The sequence below is a fragment of the Winogradskyella sp. SYSU M77433 genome (assembly GCF_029911945.1).
Classification (GTDB): Bacteria; Bacteroidota; Bacteroidia; order Flavobacteriales; family Flavobacteriaceae; genus Winogradskyella.
Genome location: NZ_JARYTG010000009.1, coordinates 57,533 through 78,320, shown reverse-complemented (window position 1 = coordinate 78,320; position 20,788 = coordinate 57,533). Strand labels below are relative to the sequence as shown.

Genomic DNA, 20,788 nt, shown 5'->3' with positions numbered 1-20,788 from the left:
TAAAGTAGGAATATTTACAATAAAAAAATAAAACCCAAAAAACCGAGTGGGTTAATTGGGTTGTTTTGTGTTATGATGCCGTTGCAAAAGTTTTTTGTTTAAGCTTTTCAAGATGCTTATCCATATTGCTTTTGCACCATTCTTCTTTTGCTATTTTTGGTGGGTGACCTATCGCTTTAGATAGTTCTTCTTTCATTATTTGCTCTACAGCATCTACATATTCTTCGGTAGTTGTAATACTATCGTGAATGGTATAGATAGGTGCTTCTGGATATTCTTCTGCTATACGCTTTGCAATAACATTAATCATTAAATGACTTTCAATACTTTGCAATAATCTTGGAAGTAGGGTTTTGTCTTTGCTTTTAATTTTAGCAAACACATCATACACTTCTTTAAACATTTTTTCGAATACACGTTTTGGTGCAGCTTCAACTTGACCTTTAAATTGATTTGCTGTAAACAATACTTGGAATACTGCTGCTTTAACTTCTTTACGGTCTTTTAAATGAATACCCAATTCCTTTTGAAAAGCTTCTTCTAAAAACTCGTATAGCTTACCAGATACTACTAAATCAATATAGTGTTGAAACTCATTATCTATAAGGGATTGAGGGATTTCTCCTAACATAATGTAATTATCATTACTATGAATTTTAATATGTGATATGTTTAATATTTTATTATTTATATCATTTATATTATTAAAAGAAAGACTTTTACGACTCTGCGGTTCACGAAAAGAGATTGATAAAGTGTTAGGTGTATTTGGCTCATTTTTTTGCTCAATCCAAAAGTCACGACTTAACAAAACTGTGCTAATATATGGTTGGCTGTTTTTTATATCTAACGAATATAATTTTTGACCATCGTAAGTAATTGCATTTCTAATACGACTTGGCATATTTGTTAAGTTTGTATGTAAGCGATATACATTATCATCCAGCATCAAATTATAATCTTTGCATTTTAACCTTTGCGCACTCATTTGTGCGTGTATCATTTGATTTGTTGGGTGCTTTTGTTTTTTTCTGATTCTGTCATACTCCCATAATGATCTATCTTGCATTTTTAAATGATGTTCTTCACGTAAAAAAGCGTCTACATAATCATAATCAATTTGCAGTTTATCATTAAACCACTTTGTTGCAAAGTCAAGATGTTTAACGGATTCTTGTTTACGATTTTTTTCAACCTTTAATTTTTTACGAAATGTAAACTCTACTACTTGAAATGGTTTAACAGGTGTTCTGTATTTTTCAATTAATCTGTAACCTTTTGATTTTTCACCAACTAAATAATGGTTATCACATTCGATAATTTTTAAATCTTGTTCTAAATAATCAAGGTATTGCTTATAATTCTGAATTTTATCCTGCAACTTTTTTGCATTTATAGGTATAAAATCTTCGCCTTGAATATCTTTATCCATTAATGGAATGGCATTTATTAGATGCAAGATATAACATAGCTTGTCTAATTTATAAGGTTTAAATGTTGGTGGGTTGTTATGCGTTAACTCGAATATATCCAAGTTTTCTGGTATGTATATTCTCATTATGCACTTTTGTTTTGGGTTAAAATTTTAATTACATCGTCATACTCATAGTACATCGTTTTACCCATTTTTGTGTAGGGTAGTGTACCATTTACACGTAAGTTTTGCAGCGTACCTGGTGAGATGTTAAGCATCTCTCTAACGTCTGCTGATTTTAACCACTTTTTTTGCTCTGTTTGGCTTCCTAAAATTGTCTTAAGTTCTGTGATGATTTCTTGTTTTAGAGTCTTTAAATCATCCTTTGTAATTACTTCGAATGTCATTTTTTATTAAAATGTATTAAAAGGCGTAAACACCTGATTTATATTGTGTTAATTTACGATATTTTGAGCTTTACATAAAACAAACTTATTAACAGTTATTAACGTATTTATAATCATAAAAAACAGTAAAACCCCTGTAAATACAAGGGTTTTGAGTGGTTTTTAAGAAGTTTGCTTAACGCTATTGTGTATAAGTGTTAGTTTGCAATCCTTTTTGAAGCGTTAGTATTAGTTTTGTTAGCAAATTTTTGTTTTAAAATTGCCATATCATCGCTTACTTTTCTATCCAATATTTTAGCATAATGTTGTGTCGTTTTTAGTGATTTATGACCTAACATTTTACTTACTGATTCCATTGGTACACCATTAGACAAAGTAACTGTAGTTGCAAAGGTGTGGCGCGCTAAATGGGTGGTTAAGTTTTTATTAATACCACACAAGTCTGCTATCTCTTTTAAATAGGCATTAGACTTTTGATTGCTTAATACAGGAAGTAAAACACCTTTTGTTACTGCCTCTGGATGGTTTTCGTATTTCTTTATAATCTCTAAAGCTGTTGGAAGTAGTGGAATATTACTGCGTGTATCGGTTTTAGTACGCTTTGTTTTAATCCATTTATCGCCATCAATACCAAATACCAAATTATCTTTTGAGAGCTTCTTAACGTCGCTATAGGCTAAACCAGTAAAGCAACAGAAAATGAAAATGTCTCTTACTTGCTCTAATCTGTTGGTGTGTAATTCTTTTTCGAGCATTGTTTGTATTTCTTCTTCTGAAAGGAATTGACGTTCTACTTCTTTTAAACGCACCTTGTAATTTAAAAATGGGTCTTTTGCTATCCAACCATTAGCCAGAGCAATACGCACTATTTTTTTGAAGTTCTTTATGTATTTAATGGTGCTGTTGTGTCCGCAGTTTCTAACGGTTTTTAAGTAAAACTCAAAGTCTGTTATAAATTGGTGGTTTACTCGCTTAATACTTATATCGCTTACTTTATACTGATGCTGCATAAATTCTTTAAGATGCTTGCATACGGTTTTGTAACGCTCTAAAGTACCTGCTGAAAATTCTCTACCTACTAACTTTTTTACTTGTGTATTATGGTTTTCAAAAATGGTTATGAGTGTACGCTCTTTTTCTTCAATACCTAAAAACTTATTCTTTAGGGTTTCTGTAGTGACCTCTTTATTGTCTTGAATTAGGTCTCTTTGACTTTGATATACTTTTGTAGTAAGGGAATCTAAATAGGCGTTAAGCTCTCTTATATCTTCTGTTCTTCCAATTGCTTTATTGCCTTGACTGTTCCATTTATTAACTTCAATACTGCGTTTTGTACTGATTTCTGTACGTTTACCATCTATGGTAATACGAAGATAAATAGGGCATTTGCCCTGTGCATCTACTTTACTTTTCTTCAAGTAGAATAATAATCCAAATGTTTTGTTCATTCTGGTGACCTTTAAAATTATACATTAATTTACGAAATAATTAGGTCTCATTTTGTGTTTAACTTATTGATTTATAAACAGTTATTAACAAATAGGTGACCTAAAAAAGGTTTTAAAAAGGTCACCCAAAAGGTCACCAACAGAATGGTTTTTAATACACTTTTTGATGTTTTGTAGAAACTAAAAAGTCCCGTAAACATGGTGTTTACAGGACTTTGCTCGATTTTGAATAAATCTTGGCGGAGAAAGAGGGATTCGAACCCCCGGAGGTGTGACCCTCAACAGTTTTCAAGACTGCCGCATTCGACCACTCTGCCATTTCTCCGATTGCGGGTGCAAATATAAAAACTATTCTCTAAAAGAACCTATTTTTTAAGTGAAAAATATTAGACAATTTGAAATATCTTACTAACTCTCTGATAAACATGTTTTTTTGATATAAAAAATTAGCTTTCTACAACCTCTAAAGACTTCATGCTTCCTTTGTTTTTTAATCTGCTATGCCATTCAAAAGCTTTTTTTAATACATGTGGTGTGTGACCACCTAAAGCGTAAGCTTCTTCAAAATATGCCTGTAAAGCTTCTTGATATTCAGGATGCACACAATTATTAATAATAACACGAGCTCTCTCAATTGGTGCCAATCCACGAATATCTGCCAAACCTTGTTCTGTTACCAGAATATCTACATCGTGTTCTGTGTGGTCTGTATGAGATACCATAGGGACTATATGTGAGATTCTACCTTCTTTAGAAATTGAAGGACAAGCAAAAATACTCAGATAGCCATTTCTAGCAAAATCTCCAGAACCTCCAATACCATTCATCATTTTGGTTCCGGTAATATGTGTAGAATTGACATTTCCATAAATATCAAACTCAATTGCTGTGTTAATACCAATTACTCCTAAACGACCTATCACCTCTGCTGCATTACTAATATTTTGTGGGCGTAACAACAATTTGTCTTTATACTTTTCAAAATTGCTGAAAATCTTTTTTGAGCAATCTTCTGTAACGGTTATAGAAGATGCTGACGCAAACAATAACTTTCCAGAATCAAATAATTCGAAAGTACTATCCTGTAACACTTCCGAATACATGGTTAAGTTTTTAAATGGACTCTTGGTAAATCCAGAAAGTATAGCATTGGCGGTTTTACCAATACCAGCTTGTAAGGGAAGTAAAGATTCTGATAGTCTACCTTCTTGAACTTCCTTTTCTAAAAACTTTAAAATATGATTGGATATGGCAGTGGTTTTATCATCTGGGTCAGAAATCACGGCTGGACTGTCTGGAACTTCTGTAAATACTACTGCAACAACCTTTTTGGGATCAATTTTAATGAAAGGATCACCAATCCTAGTGTTGGATTGAGTGATAGGGATAATGTCTCTATTAGGTTGTTTTTTTACAAACATAACATCATGAATTCCTTCAATCGTTTCTGGAAAAGTGGTATTGATTTCAATAATAATTTTATCAGCTTTTTCAGTGAAAACTGGAGAGTTTCCTACTGATGTTGTAGGTACAATATAACCTTCTTCTGTTATAAAAGCAGCTTCAATGATAGCAACATCAATCTTAAAATTATCTAAGCTTTGTAGCATATCTGCTGTTTGTCCCAAGTGCTGATCTACATAAAGCACATCGTGGTTATTAATACTTTTTCGCAATGTAGGATCTGCTTGAAATGGCATGCGTTTATATAAAGCGCCATTTTTAGCCAAATCGGCATCTGTGTCATAGCCTAAAGAAGCACCACTTAATACCGTTACTTGTATGTCTTCATGTAGCGCTCTCTCAGCTACTTGTGGTAAAACCGTTTTACTATCACCTGCTTTGGTAAAACCACTTACTCCTAATACGTTGTGGTTTTTTATTAGAAGAGCAGCTTCTTCAGGGGATTTAATTTTTTGTTTATAATCTTTATACTTGATTCTATTCATGTCTATTAAATTGTTCATATTAATAATATTTAGGTTAAAAAAATCTTTAATTACTGAATTTCACTTGCCATAATTATGATATTGACAAAACAGTTTAGCAATTTATAAAGGATATCTAATGACTATTTATTTAAAAGAGACATTTATTTATTAATTTAGTGCAGAAATACATTTTACAATAAATTGATCCAGAAAAGGAAATATTATCTTACTGAAGTAGACAAGATTCCTGAAAGTGTTTATTGCTACCATGATTTAATGGGAGAAACGTTTATTGAATCTCATAGCCATGAAAAAGGCCAATTTTTATACACAGAAGGCGGTTTGGTACAAGTAAAGACGCTTAGCAGTACATATTACTTACCGGCACGACATTACATGTGGATTCCGCCCAGAGTAGAACACGCTATTTACCCCAGTTCTCCTAAGGTTCTTATGCGGAACTTATATTTTCCTATTCAAGGAAGTTCTAGTAAGTTTTATGAGAGCGAAGGGATTTATCCTGCTAATAATTTATTGATGGAACTCTTATTGTTTACCAAAGATTGGAAAGGAGATATTCTACCATTTCAAGAAGCTCAGTACGCTATTGTAACAGCCTTTAAAGTGCTTTTAGAACAGACTATTCCAGAATCTTTACCCTTACAATTACCAGAACCAACTAATCAGAAACTGATTCAGATAATTACATTTTTGGCAAACCATATTCAGCAGGAACATTTATTACCAGAGTTAGCTGCCAAGTTTAGCATGACAGATAAAACCTTATATCGTCTTTTTAAAAAAGATCTTGGAATGTCTTATATAAGTTATTACACTCAACTTAGAATTTATAAATCTTTAGAGTATTTAATGAATTCTAATTATAATATTTCTGAGATTGCTAATATGGTCGGCTATAGTAGTTTGCCAACTTTTAGTAATACGTTTAGCAAAATTATGGGAAGACCTCCTTCAGAATACAGAAAGTCTAATGAAATCTATTTAGAATCTCATTAATAACACACCATGTATCCTATTACGAGTGCAAACATAAAATCCTTTTTTAGTCTAGGTATTTTTTTTATCTATTTTTTTTAGATAAAAAAATTACGATTTCAAAAATTAGTAACATTTGATAAAGCATCGTATTTTCGGCATAATAAATGATATCATCATTTTATACATTTCTTTTATGAAAAAGCTCTTTCTTATTCTTTTGTTTTTAGCGTGTTATCAAAATTTTGCTCAAAACAAAACCATTGCTACTGGAGAAAAGTTAGTATATACTGCATCTTATAATATGTCTGGAATATTAACAGACATTGCCCAAGTAAAAATGGAAACAAGTGAAGTAAAAACTTCCAAAAACATATTGTTACGTCTTAAATGTACTGCAACAACCTACACTAAATGGGATAATTTTTTTAAGATTAGAGATCTTTACGAAAGCTATGTAAATGTCAATTATTTAACTCCGTATTTATATAAAAGAGATATCAGCGAAGGTGGCTATTATAAATTTATGCAGTATAAATACAACCATAAAACAAAATTGGTACAAAGTCTTAAAAGGAAAAAGAAGAAAGATGGACAAACTTGGGACGAGAATAAAAGTATAAAAATCGGAGCTTCTACTAAAGATATTGTCAGCACATTGTACAATATTAGAAACTTAGATATTCATAAAGCCAAGCCTGGAGATCAGTCCTACTTCACAGTTTTATTTGATAATAAAGAAACAATTATAACCGTAAAATACCTCAATAAAGAAACAATTTCAACTCAGATAGGAAGTAAAGAATGTTATAAACTATCTATAGCCGTAAAAGGAAGTGACATCTTAAAAGGTAGTAATTCTAACTTACTTTGGCTTACTGCAGACGATAATAAAATCCCTGTCTATGCTAAATTTAAAATTCCTGTTGGTAATGGTGAGTTAAAAATCGTTTCCGCCTCTGGACTTAAACATTAATTACATGAAAAAACTACTCAGCACCTTAGGGTTTATTTCAGCTATACTAGCAACAATACTAGCCGTAACACCTTTATCTAATCTCGCCATATTCCCTATTATAGCAGGATTTATATGCGGAATAGTTATCGTTTTTCTTTCTAAAAAAGAAAAGCAAAAACCAAAAACCATTCAGTATATCTTTCTTTTAGTTATTATTTCTTTAAGTATTACTATATATAAAGGTGTTTTTACAACACTTGAAGTTGGAGACACAGAACAACTCGAAGAAAGAGATGAAGAAAATCTTGAAGATTCTAAAGAGATTCTTGAAGGCTTAGACATCGATGAAGATTTGTGATTTTTTGGTATTCAGTTAAGAAATTATGTTATAGAATTCGTTATTTTTGCTTAAATCAATCCGTTAGATGAAACTACTTTTTGCTTCAGCCCTCATCCTTGTTGGGTCTTGTGCCTCCCTTAGGCATAGTGAAAAAATCGATAATTTAAGGAATAGCATAACCTATGACGATAAAAAAGTAGTTGAAAAATACCTCAACACTATTAAGCCTGAAGAACTCAAAACTCACGTAGTAGAAGTATCTTCCGATAAATATAACGGTAGAATGACAGGTGAAGAAGGGCATGATGACGTTTGCGACTACATTAGATCTTATTATAAATCTAAAGAGATAAAAGCTCCAAAATCTAATAAGGACTACTATCAAAAAGTACCTAAAAGTGTTTTACCTGATAATTTAAACGATTCTCAAAATGTAATTGCCTACATCAAAGGTTCTGAGTTTCCAGATGAATATGTATTTATAACAGCCCATTCTGACCATGAAGGCATAAAAGATGGTGAAATATATAATGGCGCTGATGATAACGGCTCAGGAACTGCTGCTGTATTAGAAATGGCAGAAGCTTTTAAAAAGGCCACAAACGACGGTTATAGACCTAAACGTAGTGTTGTTTTTCTTCACGTTACAGGCGAAGAAGTTGGACTCCATGGTTCTAGATATTATACTGAAAATCCTGTGTTCCCAATAGAAGAAACCGTTGCTACACTTAACATTGATATGATTGGACGAGTTGATGACAGGCATATTGATAACGAAAACTATATTTACCTTATAGGATCTGATAAGATTAGTACAGAATTGCATTTTATTGCTCAAAAAGCTAATAAAGAGTTTACAAATCTTAGCTTAGATTATAAGTATAATGAAGATAATGATCCAAATAGGTATTATTATAGATCTGATCATTATAATTTTGCACTACAAAACGTTCCTGTAATTTTCTTCTTTAATGGTGAACACGAAGACTATACAAAGCCGACAGATACTGCCGATAAAATCAATTATCGTTTATTAACTAAGCGTACAAAATTAATATTTGCAACGGCTTGGTATATCGCAAATTCAGACGAAAGGCTAAAACCCGAAATCATTTAAAACACTTAAATCGACTTTATTAATTTAAAGTCACAATTAAACTATTCCATATAAATGAAAAAGATAATTCTACTGAGTACTGCTATTTTAATTGCTAGTTGCGGTACTTCATCAAAAACTAGCACCTTTACCTCTACTCAGCAAACCAAAGTAGAAACGGTTGACCCTACTAAATATGCTGCAACAATAACATCAGATGAGCTTAAAACCATGCTCTTCAAATATGCTTCTGATGAATTTGAAGGAAGGGAAACCGGAGAAAAAGGTCAAAAGATGGCTGTAGAATATTTAAAGGAGCAATACATCGCTATGGGAATCCCTTCCCCTTTAGGTGGTAATGATTATTTCCAAGAAGTGCCTTTAGAAAAGCAAAAAGTCGCGTCTGCTTTAGTTAAGGTTAATGACAAAGAGTTCATAAGTTTTGAAGACCAAATCGTTTTAAGAACACCAGAATCTGTAAATGTTTCCAATAATGATATTGTTTATGCTGGTTATGGCATTGATACCGAAAACTATTCGGACTATAATAACATTGATGTTAAAGGAAAAATTGTGTTAGCTAAAGCAGGTGAACCAAAAAACGAAGAAGGAAATTACGTCACATCAGGTACTTCTGAAGAAACAAAATGGTCCAGTGGCAGACAATCATTGTCTAGCAAAAGAGAGGCTGCATCAGATAAAGGCGCAAAAGGTCTCATCTTAATGGATGATGAACAATTTTCTAGATTTGCACCATTTTACCAAAGAGTATTTGAATCTGGTGAATCAGGTCGTCTATCCATTAAGGGTAATGATGGCGCTATGTTTATGTTATTAGTTACAGAGAATTTAGGAAAGACATTAAATCCTGACATTACTGAATCGGATACTCCAAAAGTAATCAATACTAACTTAGAAATTAGTATAGAAAATCCATCAGAAAATATCACTTCAGAGAATGTTTTAGCATATATTAAAGGTTCTGAAAAACCAAATGAAATTGTAGTAGTATCAGCGCATTTAGACCACGAAGGCATAAAAAATAGCGAAGTTTACAATGGTGCAGATGATGATGGTTCTGGAACTATTGCTATTCTTGAAATAGCCGAAGCTTTTAAAGCTGCTGAAAAAGATGGCAATGGTCCTAAAAGATCTATTCTATTTCTACATGTTACTGGTGAAGAAAAAGGTTTACTAGGTTCTAGATACTACACCGATGTTGATCCTGTTTTTCCTTTGGAAAATACTGTTGCAGATTTAAATATTGATATGATAGGTAGAACTGATCCTAAGAGAAAAGAAGGAGATAGAAACTATATATACTTAATAGGAAGTGATAAATTAAGTACAGACCTACACAATATTTCCGAGTCGGTAAATTCAACATACACAAACATAGAATTTGATTACACCTACAACGATGAAAATGATCCAAACCGTTTTTACTTCAGATCTGACCATTATAATTTTGCTAAAAACAATATTCCTGTAATTTTTTATTTTAACGGTACACATGATGATTATCACAAACCAAGTGATACACCAGATAAGATTGAGTATGATCTTTTAGAAAATAGAACAAGACTTGTATTCTACACGGCTTGGGAAGTTGCTAACAGAAACGACCGAATTGTAGTAGACAAAGCTACAGAAGAATAAAAAATTAAATTTACAATCTTAAAGCCTCTCAAAATGAGAGGCTTTTTAATTTTAGACACAAAAAAAGCCCTTCATTTCTGAAAGGCTTTATCTTTTTGGGTGGAAGATGGGACTCGAACCCACGACATCTGGTACCACAAACCAGCGCTCTAACCAACTGAGCTACAACCACCATTTTAATTAGGGTTGCAAATGTATATTATTTTACCTTTTCTACAAAAGGTTTTTTTAAATTATTTTAAATCAAATAAACTATCAACAGCCGGATAACGTTCAACTGTATAACCCTCAGCGAATTCTGTTCCGATTAATCTTCCTAAATTTCTTGCTCTATAGGTAATACTATCGGTGAAATTTTTACTTGAAATAGGAGTTTGAGGCTCTTTACTATCTGGATCAAAGAATTGCGTCTTATAAGCCAACACAGATGCCATCTTTTGCTCCATATAACCCGTAACATCTACAGCAATGTCTGGCTCAATATCTTTCCATTGAATAAAATGATAGACTACCTTCGGTCTCCACGGCATTTGCCAATCGTCTTCATCATTATGCTTTGTGTTTATTTTTCTCAAACCGCTTAAAAAACAGGCATCACTTACCAGTTTACTTCCTTTTCCATGATCTATATGACGATCATCAATGGCATTGCAAATAACTATCTCTGGTCTATACTTTCGAATTTCTTTTATAATTTCAATTTGGTGTGCTTTATCGTTAACGAAAAAGCCATCAGCAAATTCCATATTTGTGCGCATAGCTACACCTAGAATTTTAGCAGAATCTGCCGATTCTTTATCTCTGGTTTCAGCAGTTCCTCGCGTACCTAACTCACCTCTTGTTAAGTCAATTATACCAACTTTTTTTCCGTTGGAAACTTCTTTTGCCAATGTAGCTCCACATCCCAATTCAACGTCATCTGGATGTGCACCAAAGGCTAGAATATCTAATTTCATGAATTTTTTTCTTTTCGTAGATGTCAAAAATATTAAAAAGCTAACAGATTATAACATTGTTTTTATTTCGAAAACGCTTTCGTGTAGTAAAAATTCTATAATTCATCATTTAAATCACCTAAAATTGAAAACTTCGTAATTCGTCAAAAGCATGACATTTGTCATAATAATTGCTTTGTCTTGCCAGTAATTTTATACTATAAAAATCACCACACCATGAGCTTAATGCTAATCATACTAACCGTTACCATTCTCTTATTCATTTGGGGAAAATTTACACCAGACATCATAGCTCTACTATCTATGATTAGTTTATTTCTTTTTGGAATATTAGATCTCAATGAAACTTTGAGTGGATTTAGCAATACTACAGTTATTATGATTGCTGCCCTGTTTATCATTGGAGAAGGATTATCTCAAACTGGTTGGACAGCTTTAGCAGGACAAAAATTTATAAAACTAGCCGGAAAAAGCTCAACCAAATTATTGCTTATAACAACGTTAGGATCTGGTTTACTTTCTGGAATCGTAAGTAACACAGGTACTGTGGCTACTTTAATGCCTGTTACCATTGCTTCTGCTTGGAGTATAGGAACTTTACCGTCAAAATTACTTATGCCTGTGGCGTTTGGCTCTAATACTGGTGGACTACTCACCTTAACAGGTACACCTCCAAATATCATTGTTAACAATACTATGATTCAAAGTGGTATGGAGGGCTTTTCTTTCTTTGAGTTTGGATTGATTGGTTTACCATTACTACTTCTAACCCTACTCTATTTCAGATTTATCGGTTACAAGTTGTTACCAAAAAACAAAACGAATAACAAACCTGTAGACATCAGTAACACATTACACAAATGGATTGAAGCTTATAGATTTGAAAACGATTATTACAGACTTAGAGTACGTTCTGTTTCACCTTTATTGAATACAGAAATGGGTGAATGGAATTTTGAACGTGAGCACAAAGTTTCAATCATCAGAATAAAAAGAAGACACCCTAATGTTTTAAAAGGAAACGAACCTTATATAGAGTTCCCAACCAACTCAACAGAATTTCTATATCATGATATTATAACCGTAAAAGGAGATACCGAAGCTATTAACGCTTTAATGATAAAATTTAGACTAGGACTTTTACCTATTGAATCTATTGAAGATGAAGTAATACACAATCTCATTAACCAAGAGGTTGGTATGGCAGAAATCTTGGTGACTCCAAAGTCTATTTTAGTTGGAAGAAAAATGAGATTAGGTAATTTCTTTAAACGTTTTGGAATACAATTAATGGCTGCTTCTAGAAATAACATACCAATTACAGAAAGAGAGGTTTTGGTTAAAGCTGGTGACGCCTTTTTGGTAAGAGGTAGTTGGAGCGATATCGATCAGTTGAAAGAGCATCATGAAAACTTGGTAATATGCGGTAGTCCTGAAGGGATGTCTAAAACAATTACTGACTTAACTTCAAAATCATTTATAGCACTGTTTGCGCTTCTATTAATGATTGGATTATTAGTCTTTAAAGTAGTACCTGGTGCCATCGCAGCTCTTATTTCTGCTGGTATTGTATTGATTACTGGTTGTGTACCTATTTCAAAAGCTTACAAAGGTATTAGTTGGATAAGTGTAGTTATGATTGCAGCTATGATTCCGATGGGAATTGCATTACAAAAAACAGGGACTGCAGAGTTAATTGCCAACGGTTTAGTTAATACTCTAGGCCAACAACATCCAGTTGTATTACTAGCTGGAGTGTTCTTACTCACTACAACATTTAGTCAAGTTATCAATAATTCTGCAACAGCTGTTCTTATGGCACCTATAGTAATTATTGCTGCAAACACTTTGAATATTTCAGCAGCACCATTTATGATAGTTGTCGCTATAAGTGCATCTACAGCATTTTTAACACCTGTTGGCACTACAACAAACGCCATGGTAATGACAGCTGGTGGTTATAAATTTATGGATTATCTAAAGGTTGGAGCACCTTTGCTTCTACTTTTCTTAATAGTATCACTAGTATTAGTGCCATTGATTTGGCCATTTTAAACAATTCAAAAAACATTAATCATGGAAACCTTATTAAAACAACCGATTATGAAAACCAGAGACTTAACGAAGTACGGAATTGAAGGAGCCACTGCTCAATGGAATTTATCTCCAGAAGAGCTACAAACCATTACCATTGAAAAAGGAATGGGTAGAGAAACCGCAAACGGAACTTTAGCTATAAATACAGGAAAATTTACTGGTAGATCACCTCAAGACCGTTTTATCGTAAAAGATGATTACACTAAAGATAAGGTTTGGTGGGGAAAAACGAACAAAGCTATATCACCTGAGAATTTTGACTTCTTACAAAAAGAAATCACTGATTATTTAAGCGGAAAAGAAATATATGTTAGAGATGCTTATGTATGTGCTGACCCTGAATATAAAACCAATGTAAGAACCGTTACCGAATATCCTTGGTCTAACATGTTTACTTACAATATGTTTTTGAGATATAATGAAAGTGAACTTGAAAATTTTGAGGAAGACTGGTTAGTACTTTGTGCGCCAGGTTATGAAGCAAAAGACCCTAAAAGTTGTGGATTAAGACAAGGTAATTTTTCAATCCTTAACTTCAGTAAAAAGGTAGCACTTGTAGGTGGTTCTGCTTATACAGGTGAAATAAAAAAAGGTATTTTCTCTTCTTTAAACTTTATTCTTCCTGTTGAAGAAAATGTGTTACCAATGCACTGTTCTGCAAACGTAGGTGAAGATGGTGATACTGCTATTTTCTTCGGACTTTCAGGTACTGGTAAAACAACATTATCCGCAGATCCTAATCGTAAATTGATTGGAGATGATGAACATGGCTGGACAGCTAACAATAATATTTTCAATTTTGAAGGTGGTTGTTATGCAAAAGTTATTGACCTTACAGAGGAAAAAGAACCAGACATCTACAGAGCTATAAAACCTGGAGCTATTTTAGAAAATGTAGTTTTTAAAGATAATGGTGAGGTTGACTATATGGATAGTACAATTACACAAAACACACGTGTAAGCTACCCTATTTATCACATTGATAATATACAACAACCATCATACGCTGAAAATCCTAAAAACATTTTCTTCTTAACCTGTGATGCATTTGGTGTATTGCCTCCAGTATCTAAACTAACGCCTGGGCAAGCAGCTTATCATTTTATCTCCGGTTACACTGCTAAAGTAGCGGGAACAGAAGCCGGAATCACAGAACCAGTACCATCATTTTCAGCTTGTTTCGGAGAACCATTTATGCCACTTCACCCAACAGTTTATGCTGAAATGTTAAGTAAAAAAATGCAAGAAGCAGGTGTTAATGTGTGGTTAGTGAATACTGGCTGGAGCGGTGGCCCTTACGGAGTAGGTTCTCGTATAAAATTAAAATATACGAGAGCTATGATCACTGCCATTCTTAATGGTGAATTAGACAATGTAGATTTTGAACAACATCCAATATTTGGGTTATTTATGCCAAAATATTGTCCAAATGTGCCATCAGAAATGCTAGACCCAATGAATACTTGGTTACAAAAAGGCGCATACATTAGTAAAGCGATTCAGTTAGCACATTCATTCCACTTAAATTTTGAAAAATTTGCAAGTGAGGCTTCTGAACAAATCATAGAAGGTGGGCCATTAATTGATGAACACCATCACTTAAATGACCACGTTTAAATAATTCCATGACTGAAAGAGCCCAGAAATGGGCTCTTTACTTTTTAAGTCAATATCATGAAAACTAACCTATTTATATTACCATTTACGCTCCTGTTTCAGTACTTAATTTTTGCTCAAAATTTGGGTGAAACTACTTGGGGTTCTTGGTATGAAATTACATCATCCAACAGAATTACAAACGCTTTGAGTTTAAGCGGTTCTTACACCAATTGGAATTACGAGCTTCCTAGAAAAAACACACATTTGCATTTGGGAATTGTTGGTATAAACTATCATTTTAATAAAAATATAAGTGCTGGCGTAGGCTATGCTTATGGTGACATAGACACTTCTTTTGAAATAAATAACACTCCAGATATTTTAGAACACCGCATCTTAGAACAGGTTGTTCTGAAACACAAACTCTTCAAGCTAAATTGGTCTCATCGATTTAAATTAGAACAGCGCTTTTTAGAATATCCAACAGAAGATATCCTTAAACATAGATTACGTTATAGATTAAAAGGGAAACAACCACTAAACAAAACGTTATTTCTATCCTTTTATGATGAAATTCATTTTAATCTAAACGAATTCGATTTTCAACAAAACAGAGCTTACCTTGGACTTGGTATAAATATTGACAATCATACCAATATTGACTTGGGCTATGCCAGACATTCGTTTAAAACAAAGAGTTTTCACCGATTGTCTGTTCAACTCAATTTAAAATACGATTTTAGAAACAAGAAAAGCTAATAAAATTCTCTTCTTCAAGAAGCTGTAATTGTTTATTCAATCATTTTTATAGCATTAGTAATATCACGCTTTAAATCTTTGACATCTTCAATACCTACAGAAAAACGAATCAATTGATCACTTATTCCTATAGCATCACGTTCTTCCTGAGTTAATAATGCATGAGAGGTTAAATGTGGTGAAATTACCGTGCTTTCTACACCAGCTAAACTCATTGATGATTTTATTAATCTTAACGCTTTCTGAAACTTATAAGCATCTAAATCTTCAGTAAGTTCAAACGAAAGCATCGCTCCAAAACCACTCATCTGAGATTTTGCTAATTTATATTCTGGGTGAGATTTTAAACCAGGATAATACACTTTTGAAACTTTTGGATGCTTGTTCAGCCATTTGGCCATTTTCATAGCATTTTTAGTTTGTGCTTTCACTCGTAGTCCTAAAGTCTTTAAACTACGTTCTAGCATCCAAACTGTCATGTCGCTAAGATTACCTCCTAAATTTTTACCGACATTAAAAATTCTTTCAATGAGTTCTTCACTACTAGCAACTGCTCCCGCCAAAATATCACTATGACCACCAAAATATTTAGTTGCGGAATGCATCACCATATCAATACCTAAATCGATTGGTTTTTGATTCACTGGTGAAGCAAACGTATTATCTATTGATGTTAAAATGCCCTTGGACTTACCTAATCTTGCAATAGCCTTAATATCTGTAATAGTCATCAAAGGATTCGATGGTGTTTCTATATGAATAAGTTTTGTATTAGGCTTTATCGCTTTTTCAAAATCCTCAACCGAATAACCATTGGTAAATGTGTATTCAATTCCATACTTAGGAAATTCCTCCTTAATGAAATTTACGGTTCCACCATACAATGTATTTTGCACAACCAAATGGTCTCCTTGTTGTAGAAAAGCCAAAAACATAGTACTTATGGCTGCCATACCAGAACCGAAAATCAAAGCAGATTCTGTATTTTCTAATGCTGCTATTTTTTTAGCTAAAAACTCTTGGTTAGGTGTATTAAAGTATCTTGGGTAACGCTTTACATCAACGTCTAGAAACTCGTAAGAAGAACTTAAATACATTGGTGACACAGCACCTTTGAACTGCTCATCCTTAACTTCACCAACATGTATACAAATAGTATTTAAACCTAATTTTTTCTTTGACATAACATTTATAAATTATGACTATAAAATTAATGAAAGCTAAAAACATCTTTAAGGTTTAGTTAGATTATTTTGAATAATCATATTGTGTTTATTTTACTCTTCACTCAATTGGTTTTCAAAAATTTAGAATTCAAAAAATCAACAATTCATCAGATATATTTTCATTTTTTTTATTAAAAAAACATTTTGACGAAGAATTTCAACCTACAAAGAAATTACATTTATTCTAAAAAAAATATGCTTTATTTAGTGCATTCAAAAAAATAAAACAATGGTAATTTTAGGACTTAATTATTACTTCCATGATTCTTCGGCTTGTATCGTTAAAGATGGTAAACTTATTGTAGCTATTGAAGAAGAACGATTAAACAGAGATAAGCACACACAAGCTTTTCCTGAATTGTCTATAAAAAGATGCTTAGATATTGCTGGGCTAACATATTCTGATATAGATCATATCGCAGTTTCAATAAAGCCAACAACCAATTGGAGCAATAAACTAGGCTTTTTATTAAAACGTCCTAAGCTTTTTATGCCCTTTTTCGGTCATCATGTTGTTAATGCTTATGCAAAGCAAAGACGTTTTAAGATTTGGTATGGTAAGATTTTTAATAATACTAAAGGACCTGAAGTTCATTTTATAAAGCATCATTTAACACATGTTGCAGGCTCATTTTTTGTTTCCCCTTATAAAAAGGCTGCCTTGTTAGGTATAGATGGTTCTGGTGAATGGGCTACTTCTTGGTTAGGCTATGGAGATGGTAATACTATAGAACAGTATAGCGAAAGTTTTTTTCCTCATTCGCTAGGTTCGTTTTATGAAACCGTAACACAATTTTGTGGTTTTAAACCTAATTATGATGAAGGTAAAACGATGGGATTAGCACCTATGGGTGACCCAAATGTCTACAAGGATGAAGTAGATAAAATGATAAATGTAGATGATAATGGTAAATTAAAAGTAGATTTATCTTATTTCAATTATCAGCACCTTATAAAAGCGCCATACTCAAAGAAGTTTTTAGATCTTTTTGGAGAGCCTAGATCTAAGGATGGAGAATTTAAAGATAATCATATTAACCTCGCCGCTGCTTTTCAGCATGTTTTAGAAAATAAGGTTCTCAAAATGTGTAGAATTCTCCATGAAAAAACTAAAGCCGATTACTTGGTAATTTCTGGAGGTGTATCTCTAAACAGTGTAATGAATGGCCGAATTGTACGGGAAACACCTTTTAAAGATGTATATGTAATGCCTGCTGCTGGGGATAATGGAACCTCAATTGGCGCTGCTTTTTACTTGTATAACGGCTTACAAAAAAAGCCTAGAGTATTTGTGCATGATAACCCATATATTGGTACTCAATATTCTAATGAAGCTATAAAAAAAGCTATTGATGGTGCTAAATTAACACCAGAATATATAGAAGATCCTTCTGAAAAAGCTGCTTCTTTATTAGAGCAAGGAAAAATCATTGGTTGGTTTCAGGGAGCAATGGAAATTGGACCTCGTGCATTAGGAAGCAGAAGCATTCTAGCCAACCCAGCATTCCCTGATATGAAACGTAAAATAAATGCTGAAGTAAAGCACCGAGAAGCCTACAGACCTTTTGCACCGTCTGCTTTGGTTGAATCTTACAAAGACTATTTTGACTTAGAGGTTGAAGCACCATTTATGCTTAAAGTATGTAATGTCCTTAAAGATAAACAAGAAATCATACCATCTATTACTCATGTAGATGGAAGTGCAAGGTTACAGACGGTAAATAAAGAAACTAACCCTCGCTATCACAGTTTAATATACAAACTCGGAGAAAAAACAGGAGTTCCTGTTGTTTTAAATACCAGCTTTAATATTCAAGGAGAGCCTGTTGTAGAATCTCCCGTAGATGCATTAAGATGTTTTTACTCTACAGGATTAGATGCCTTGGTTATTGGTAATTATTTATTAGAAAAATAATACAACTAAAGTATATAAAGTTAAAAAAGGGAAGCAATATAAAATTGTTTCCCTTTTTTTAATCTGCCATCTTATAATAGACTCTAAACCTTAACAGATTTCCAAAACCCCTTTTTAAACCAAATAACACCTAAAACGGTTATAAAAACCTCAGCTATAGTAATGGCTGCAAAGACACCAACTGGCCCAAAATCTAAATTAATTGCTAGTAAGTAAGCAAAAGGCAATTGAAATAACCAAAAGCAAATAAAGTTAATCCAAGTCGGTGTTTTAGTATCTCCCGCTCCATTAAATGCATTGATGATTACCATACCGTAACCATAAAAAATGTAACCAGCAGCTATGATTCTTAGGCAAAGCGCTCCATTTTTTATGACTTCTGGTTCTGGTGTAAACCAAGAAATGATTTCATTTGCAAAAATCAAATAGAAAACTGAAACAATTCCCATGAAAACAGCACTAAATTTTCCTGTTTTCCAAACCGACTGTTCTGCTCTATCTGGTTTTTGAGCACCTAAATTCTGACCTACCAAAGTTGCTGCAGCATTGCTCATCCCCCAAGCTGGCATTAGCGTAAACATCATTACTCTTATGGCAATTGTATAACCTGCTAAAACTTCGCTACCAAATTCGCTCATTATTCGCATTAAAAATACCCAAGACGAAGTCCCTATTAAAAATTGTCCTATACCTCCTAATGACACTTTTATCAAATTCAGAATTACAGCAACTTTTAGTACTAAGTCCTTTAGCCTAATCTTTATTTTACCCCAACCATAAAATAAAATTCCTATTTGAAATAACACAGCAGAACCTCTACCGATTGTTGTTGCAATTGCAGCTCCTTCTACACCAAAAGCAGGAATGGGACCAAGACCGAAAATAAAAATTGGATCGAGAATAATGTTCAATCCATTAGATAACACCAAAGCCCACATGGCTATTGATGCATCACCTGCTCCTCTAAAAATAGCGTTGATTAAAAACAACAGCATTATAGTAACATTACCACCAAGGAGTACTTGTGTATAACCGTAACCTTCGGCTATCAATTCTGGCTCTCCTCCCATTAAACCTAAAATTTCCTTCGGGTAAAGAATACCAAAAACACTTATAAATATGGCGACTAATATTCCTAAGAAAATAACCTGAGTTGCTGCTTGTGATGCTCCTTCCCTATCCTTTTCTCCAATACGCCTTGCCACAATCGCTGTCGCTGCCATACTCAACCCTATAGCTAAGGCATAAACCAAAGTTACTACCGATTCTGTAAGCCCGATTGTAGCTACAGCATTAACGCTAACTTTAGATACGTAGAAAATATCGACAATAGCGAAAATAGATTCCATCAACATTTCCAAAATCATGGGAATGGATAGCATAAAAACGGCCTTACGAATACTGCCAGAAGTAAAATCTTGTTCCTTACCAGAAACTGCGATTTTAAAATAATGAATGAGTTGTTTTATTGAAACTTTATTTGATTGCATTGTTTGAAAAATTTAAAATAACCACTAGCCAAACAAAAATTTGTTTGACAATCACATCGCTTTGAGTAGCGATTACATGTTCCGTATGAAGTTATTAAGCAATCATAATGACGCAAATATGCGTATTATTTTTGAAAGAAAAAAGATAATTATTTAGGTCGCAATTAATTGAAAAAGAAAACATTCAATTAACTACTTTTTATTTCGTCCTATTCTATTGTAAAAACGAATTACCCAAATTGCCCAAAATAAAACTATTACCGATACAATAATAGACAGTAATAATATGATTTCATTTGCCTCCATCTCCAACAAGTTTTAGATAAATCATTATACCGAGTATGGTAGGAGACCAAAGACCAACAAAAATACCGTGAAGTTCGTATCCGCTTAAAAATAAATATTCAGCTACAATAATTATAGCAATGCATAAAACTAGCATTAAGAGATTTGGAATTCCTAACTTTTTTAAAAAATTCATTGAGGGTTGATTTGTT

17 protein-coding genes and 2 tRNA genes are annotated in these 20,788 nt (G+C 33.0%); 9 read left to right on the top strand and 10 right to left on the bottom strand.

Translation table 11 applies throughout. From position 1 onward, the window contains the following. Positions 1-70: 70 nt before the first annotated feature. The 5 genes from QGM60_RS16345 to QGM60_RS16325 form a co-directional block, all read right to left on the bottom strand. Complete coding sequence (locus tag QGM60_RS16345; protein WP_281141328.1) at positions 71-1,558, bottom strand: hypothetical protein; 1,488 nt, start codon at positions 1,556-1,558, stop codon at positions 71-73. Further along, a complete protein-coding gene (locus tag QGM60_RS16340) occupies positions 1,558-1,821 on the bottom strand; it encodes a helix-turn-helix domain-containing protein (RefSeq protein WP_279301678.1) in 264 nt (87 codons plus the stop codon). The genes QGM60_RS16345 and QGM60_RS16340 overlap by 1 nt, the downstream gene beginning before the upstream one ends. Positions 1,822-2,018: 197 nt before the next feature. Continuing rightward, positions 2,019-3,269: a site-specific integrase gene (locus tag QGM60_RS16335; RefSeq protein ID WP_281141327.1), complete on the bottom strand. Its 1,251-nt coding sequence runs from the start codon at positions 3,267-3,269 to the stop codon at positions 2,019-2,021. A 237-nt stretch (positions 3,270-3,506) separates the two neighbouring features. Further along, a tRNA-Ser gene (locus tag QGM60_RS16330) sits at positions 3,507-3,594 on the bottom strand. Positions 3,595-3,715: 121 nt separating this feature from the next. Beyond that, positions 3,716-5,236: a succinate CoA transferase gene (locus tag QGM60_RS16325; protein WP_281141326.1), complete on the bottom strand. Its 1,521-nt coding sequence runs from the start codon at positions 5,234-5,236 to the stop codon at positions 3,716-3,718. A 165-nt stretch (positions 5,237-5,401) separates the two neighbouring features. Between QGM60_RS16325 and QGM60_RS16320 the strand changes: the two genes are divergently transcribed. The 5 genes from QGM60_RS16320 (at position 5,402) to QGM60_RS16300 (ending at position 10,249) form a co-directional block, all read left to right on the top strand. Further along, a complete protein-coding gene (locus tag QGM60_RS16320) occupies positions 5,402-6,217 on the top strand; it encodes an AraC family transcriptional regulator (RefSeq protein WP_281141325.1) in 816 nt (271 codons plus the stop codon). A 175-nt stretch (positions 6,218-6,392) separates the two neighbouring features. Continuing rightward, complete coding sequence (locus QGM60_RS16315) at positions 6,393-7,172, top strand: DUF3108 domain-containing protein (protein ID WP_281141324.1); 780 nt, start codon at positions 6,393-6,395, stop codon at positions 7,170-7,172. A 4-nt stretch (positions 7,173-7,176) separates the two neighbouring features. Further along, positions 7,177-7,512, top strand: coding sequence for an FUSC family protein (locus tag QGM60_RS16310; protein WP_281141323.1), 336 nt, complete (start codon positions 7,177-7,179; stop codon positions 7,510-7,512). 67 nt (positions 7,513-7,579) lie between these two features. Beyond that, a complete protein-coding gene (locus QGM60_RS16305) occupies positions 7,580-8,611 on the top strand; it encodes a M28 family metallopeptidase (protein WP_281141322.1) in 1,032 nt (343 codons plus the stop codon). A 54-nt stretch (positions 8,612-8,665) separates the two neighbouring features. Further along, positions 8,666-10,249, top strand: a complete 1,584-nt coding sequence (locus tag QGM60_RS16300; RefSeq protein WP_281141321.1) for a M28 family peptidase — start codon at positions 8,666-8,668, stop codon at positions 10,247-10,249. 97 nt (positions 10,250-10,346) lie between these two features. On the opposite strand, the gene QGM60_RS16295 is transcribed toward QGM60_RS16300, so the two are convergent. Beyond that, positions 10,347-10,422 (bottom strand) — tRNA-His (locus QGM60_RS16295). 60 nt (positions 10,423-10,482) lie between these two features. Beyond that, the gene (bshB1, locus tag QGM60_RS16290) at positions 10,483-11,205 is read right to left on the bottom strand and encodes a bacillithiol biosynthesis deacetylase BshB1 (RefSeq protein ID WP_281141320.1); all 723 of its coding nucleotides are present in this window, start codon (positions 11,203-11,205) and stop codon (positions 10,483-10,485) included. Positions 11,206-11,430: 225 nt separating this feature from the next. Between bshB1 and QGM60_RS16285 the strand changes: the two genes are divergently transcribed. Genes QGM60_RS16285 through QGM60_RS16275 form a run of 3 tightly spaced genes read left to right on the top strand, consistent with a single transcriptional unit; the run spans position 11,431 to position 15,660 of the window. After that, positions 11,431-13,260, top strand: coding sequence for an SLC13 family permease (locus QGM60_RS16285; protein ID WP_281141319.1), 1,830 nt, complete (start codon positions 11,431-11,433; stop codon positions 13,258-13,260). Positions 13,261-13,281: 21 nt separating this feature from the next. Then, entirely contained in the window at positions 13,282-14,919 is a 1,638-nt protein-coding gene (gene pckA, locus QGM60_RS16280; protein WP_281141318.1) for a phosphoenolpyruvate carboxykinase (ATP), read from the top strand. 57 nt (positions 14,920-14,976) lie between these two features. Beyond that, complete coding sequence (locus QGM60_RS16275) at positions 14,977-15,660, top strand: DUF2490 domain-containing protein (protein ID WP_281141317.1); 684 nt, start codon at positions 14,977-14,979, stop codon at positions 15,658-15,660. A gap of 32 nt (positions 15,661-15,692) precedes the next feature. Here QGM60_RS16275 and QGM60_RS16270 read toward each other — a convergent pair whose 3' ends face one another. Further along, the gene (locus QGM60_RS16270; protein WP_281141316.1) at positions 15,693-16,844 is read right to left on the bottom strand and encodes a PLP-dependent aspartate aminotransferase family protein; all 1,152 of its coding nucleotides are present in this window, start codon (positions 16,842-16,844) and stop codon (positions 15,693-15,695) included. A 271-nt stretch (positions 16,845-17,115) separates the two neighbouring features. On the opposite strand from QGM60_RS16270, the gene QGM60_RS16265 reads away from it, so the two are divergent. Further along, the gene (locus QGM60_RS16265) at positions 17,116-18,801 is read left to right on the top strand and encodes a carbamoyltransferase C-terminal domain-containing protein (RefSeq protein WP_281141315.1); all 1,686 of its coding nucleotides are present in this window, start codon (positions 17,116-17,118) and stop codon (positions 18,799-18,801) included. 83 nt (positions 18,802-18,884) lie between these two features. On the opposite strand, the gene QGM60_RS16260 is transcribed toward QGM60_RS16265, so the two are convergent. After that, on the bottom strand, positions 18,885-20,291 hold the full coding sequence (locus tag QGM60_RS16260) for an MATE family efflux transporter (RefSeq protein ID WP_281141314.1): 1,407 nt from the start codon (positions 20,289-20,291) through the stop codon (positions 18,885-18,887). 292 nt (positions 20,292-20,583) lie between these two features. Continuing rightward, positions 20,584-20,733 (bottom strand): hypothetical protein, encoded by a 150-nt coding sequence (locus tag QGM60_RS16255; RefSeq protein ID WP_281141313.1) that lies wholly within the window; start codon positions 20,731-20,733, stop codon positions 20,584-20,586. Between the last annotated feature and the right edge of the window lie 55 nt (positions 20,734-20,788).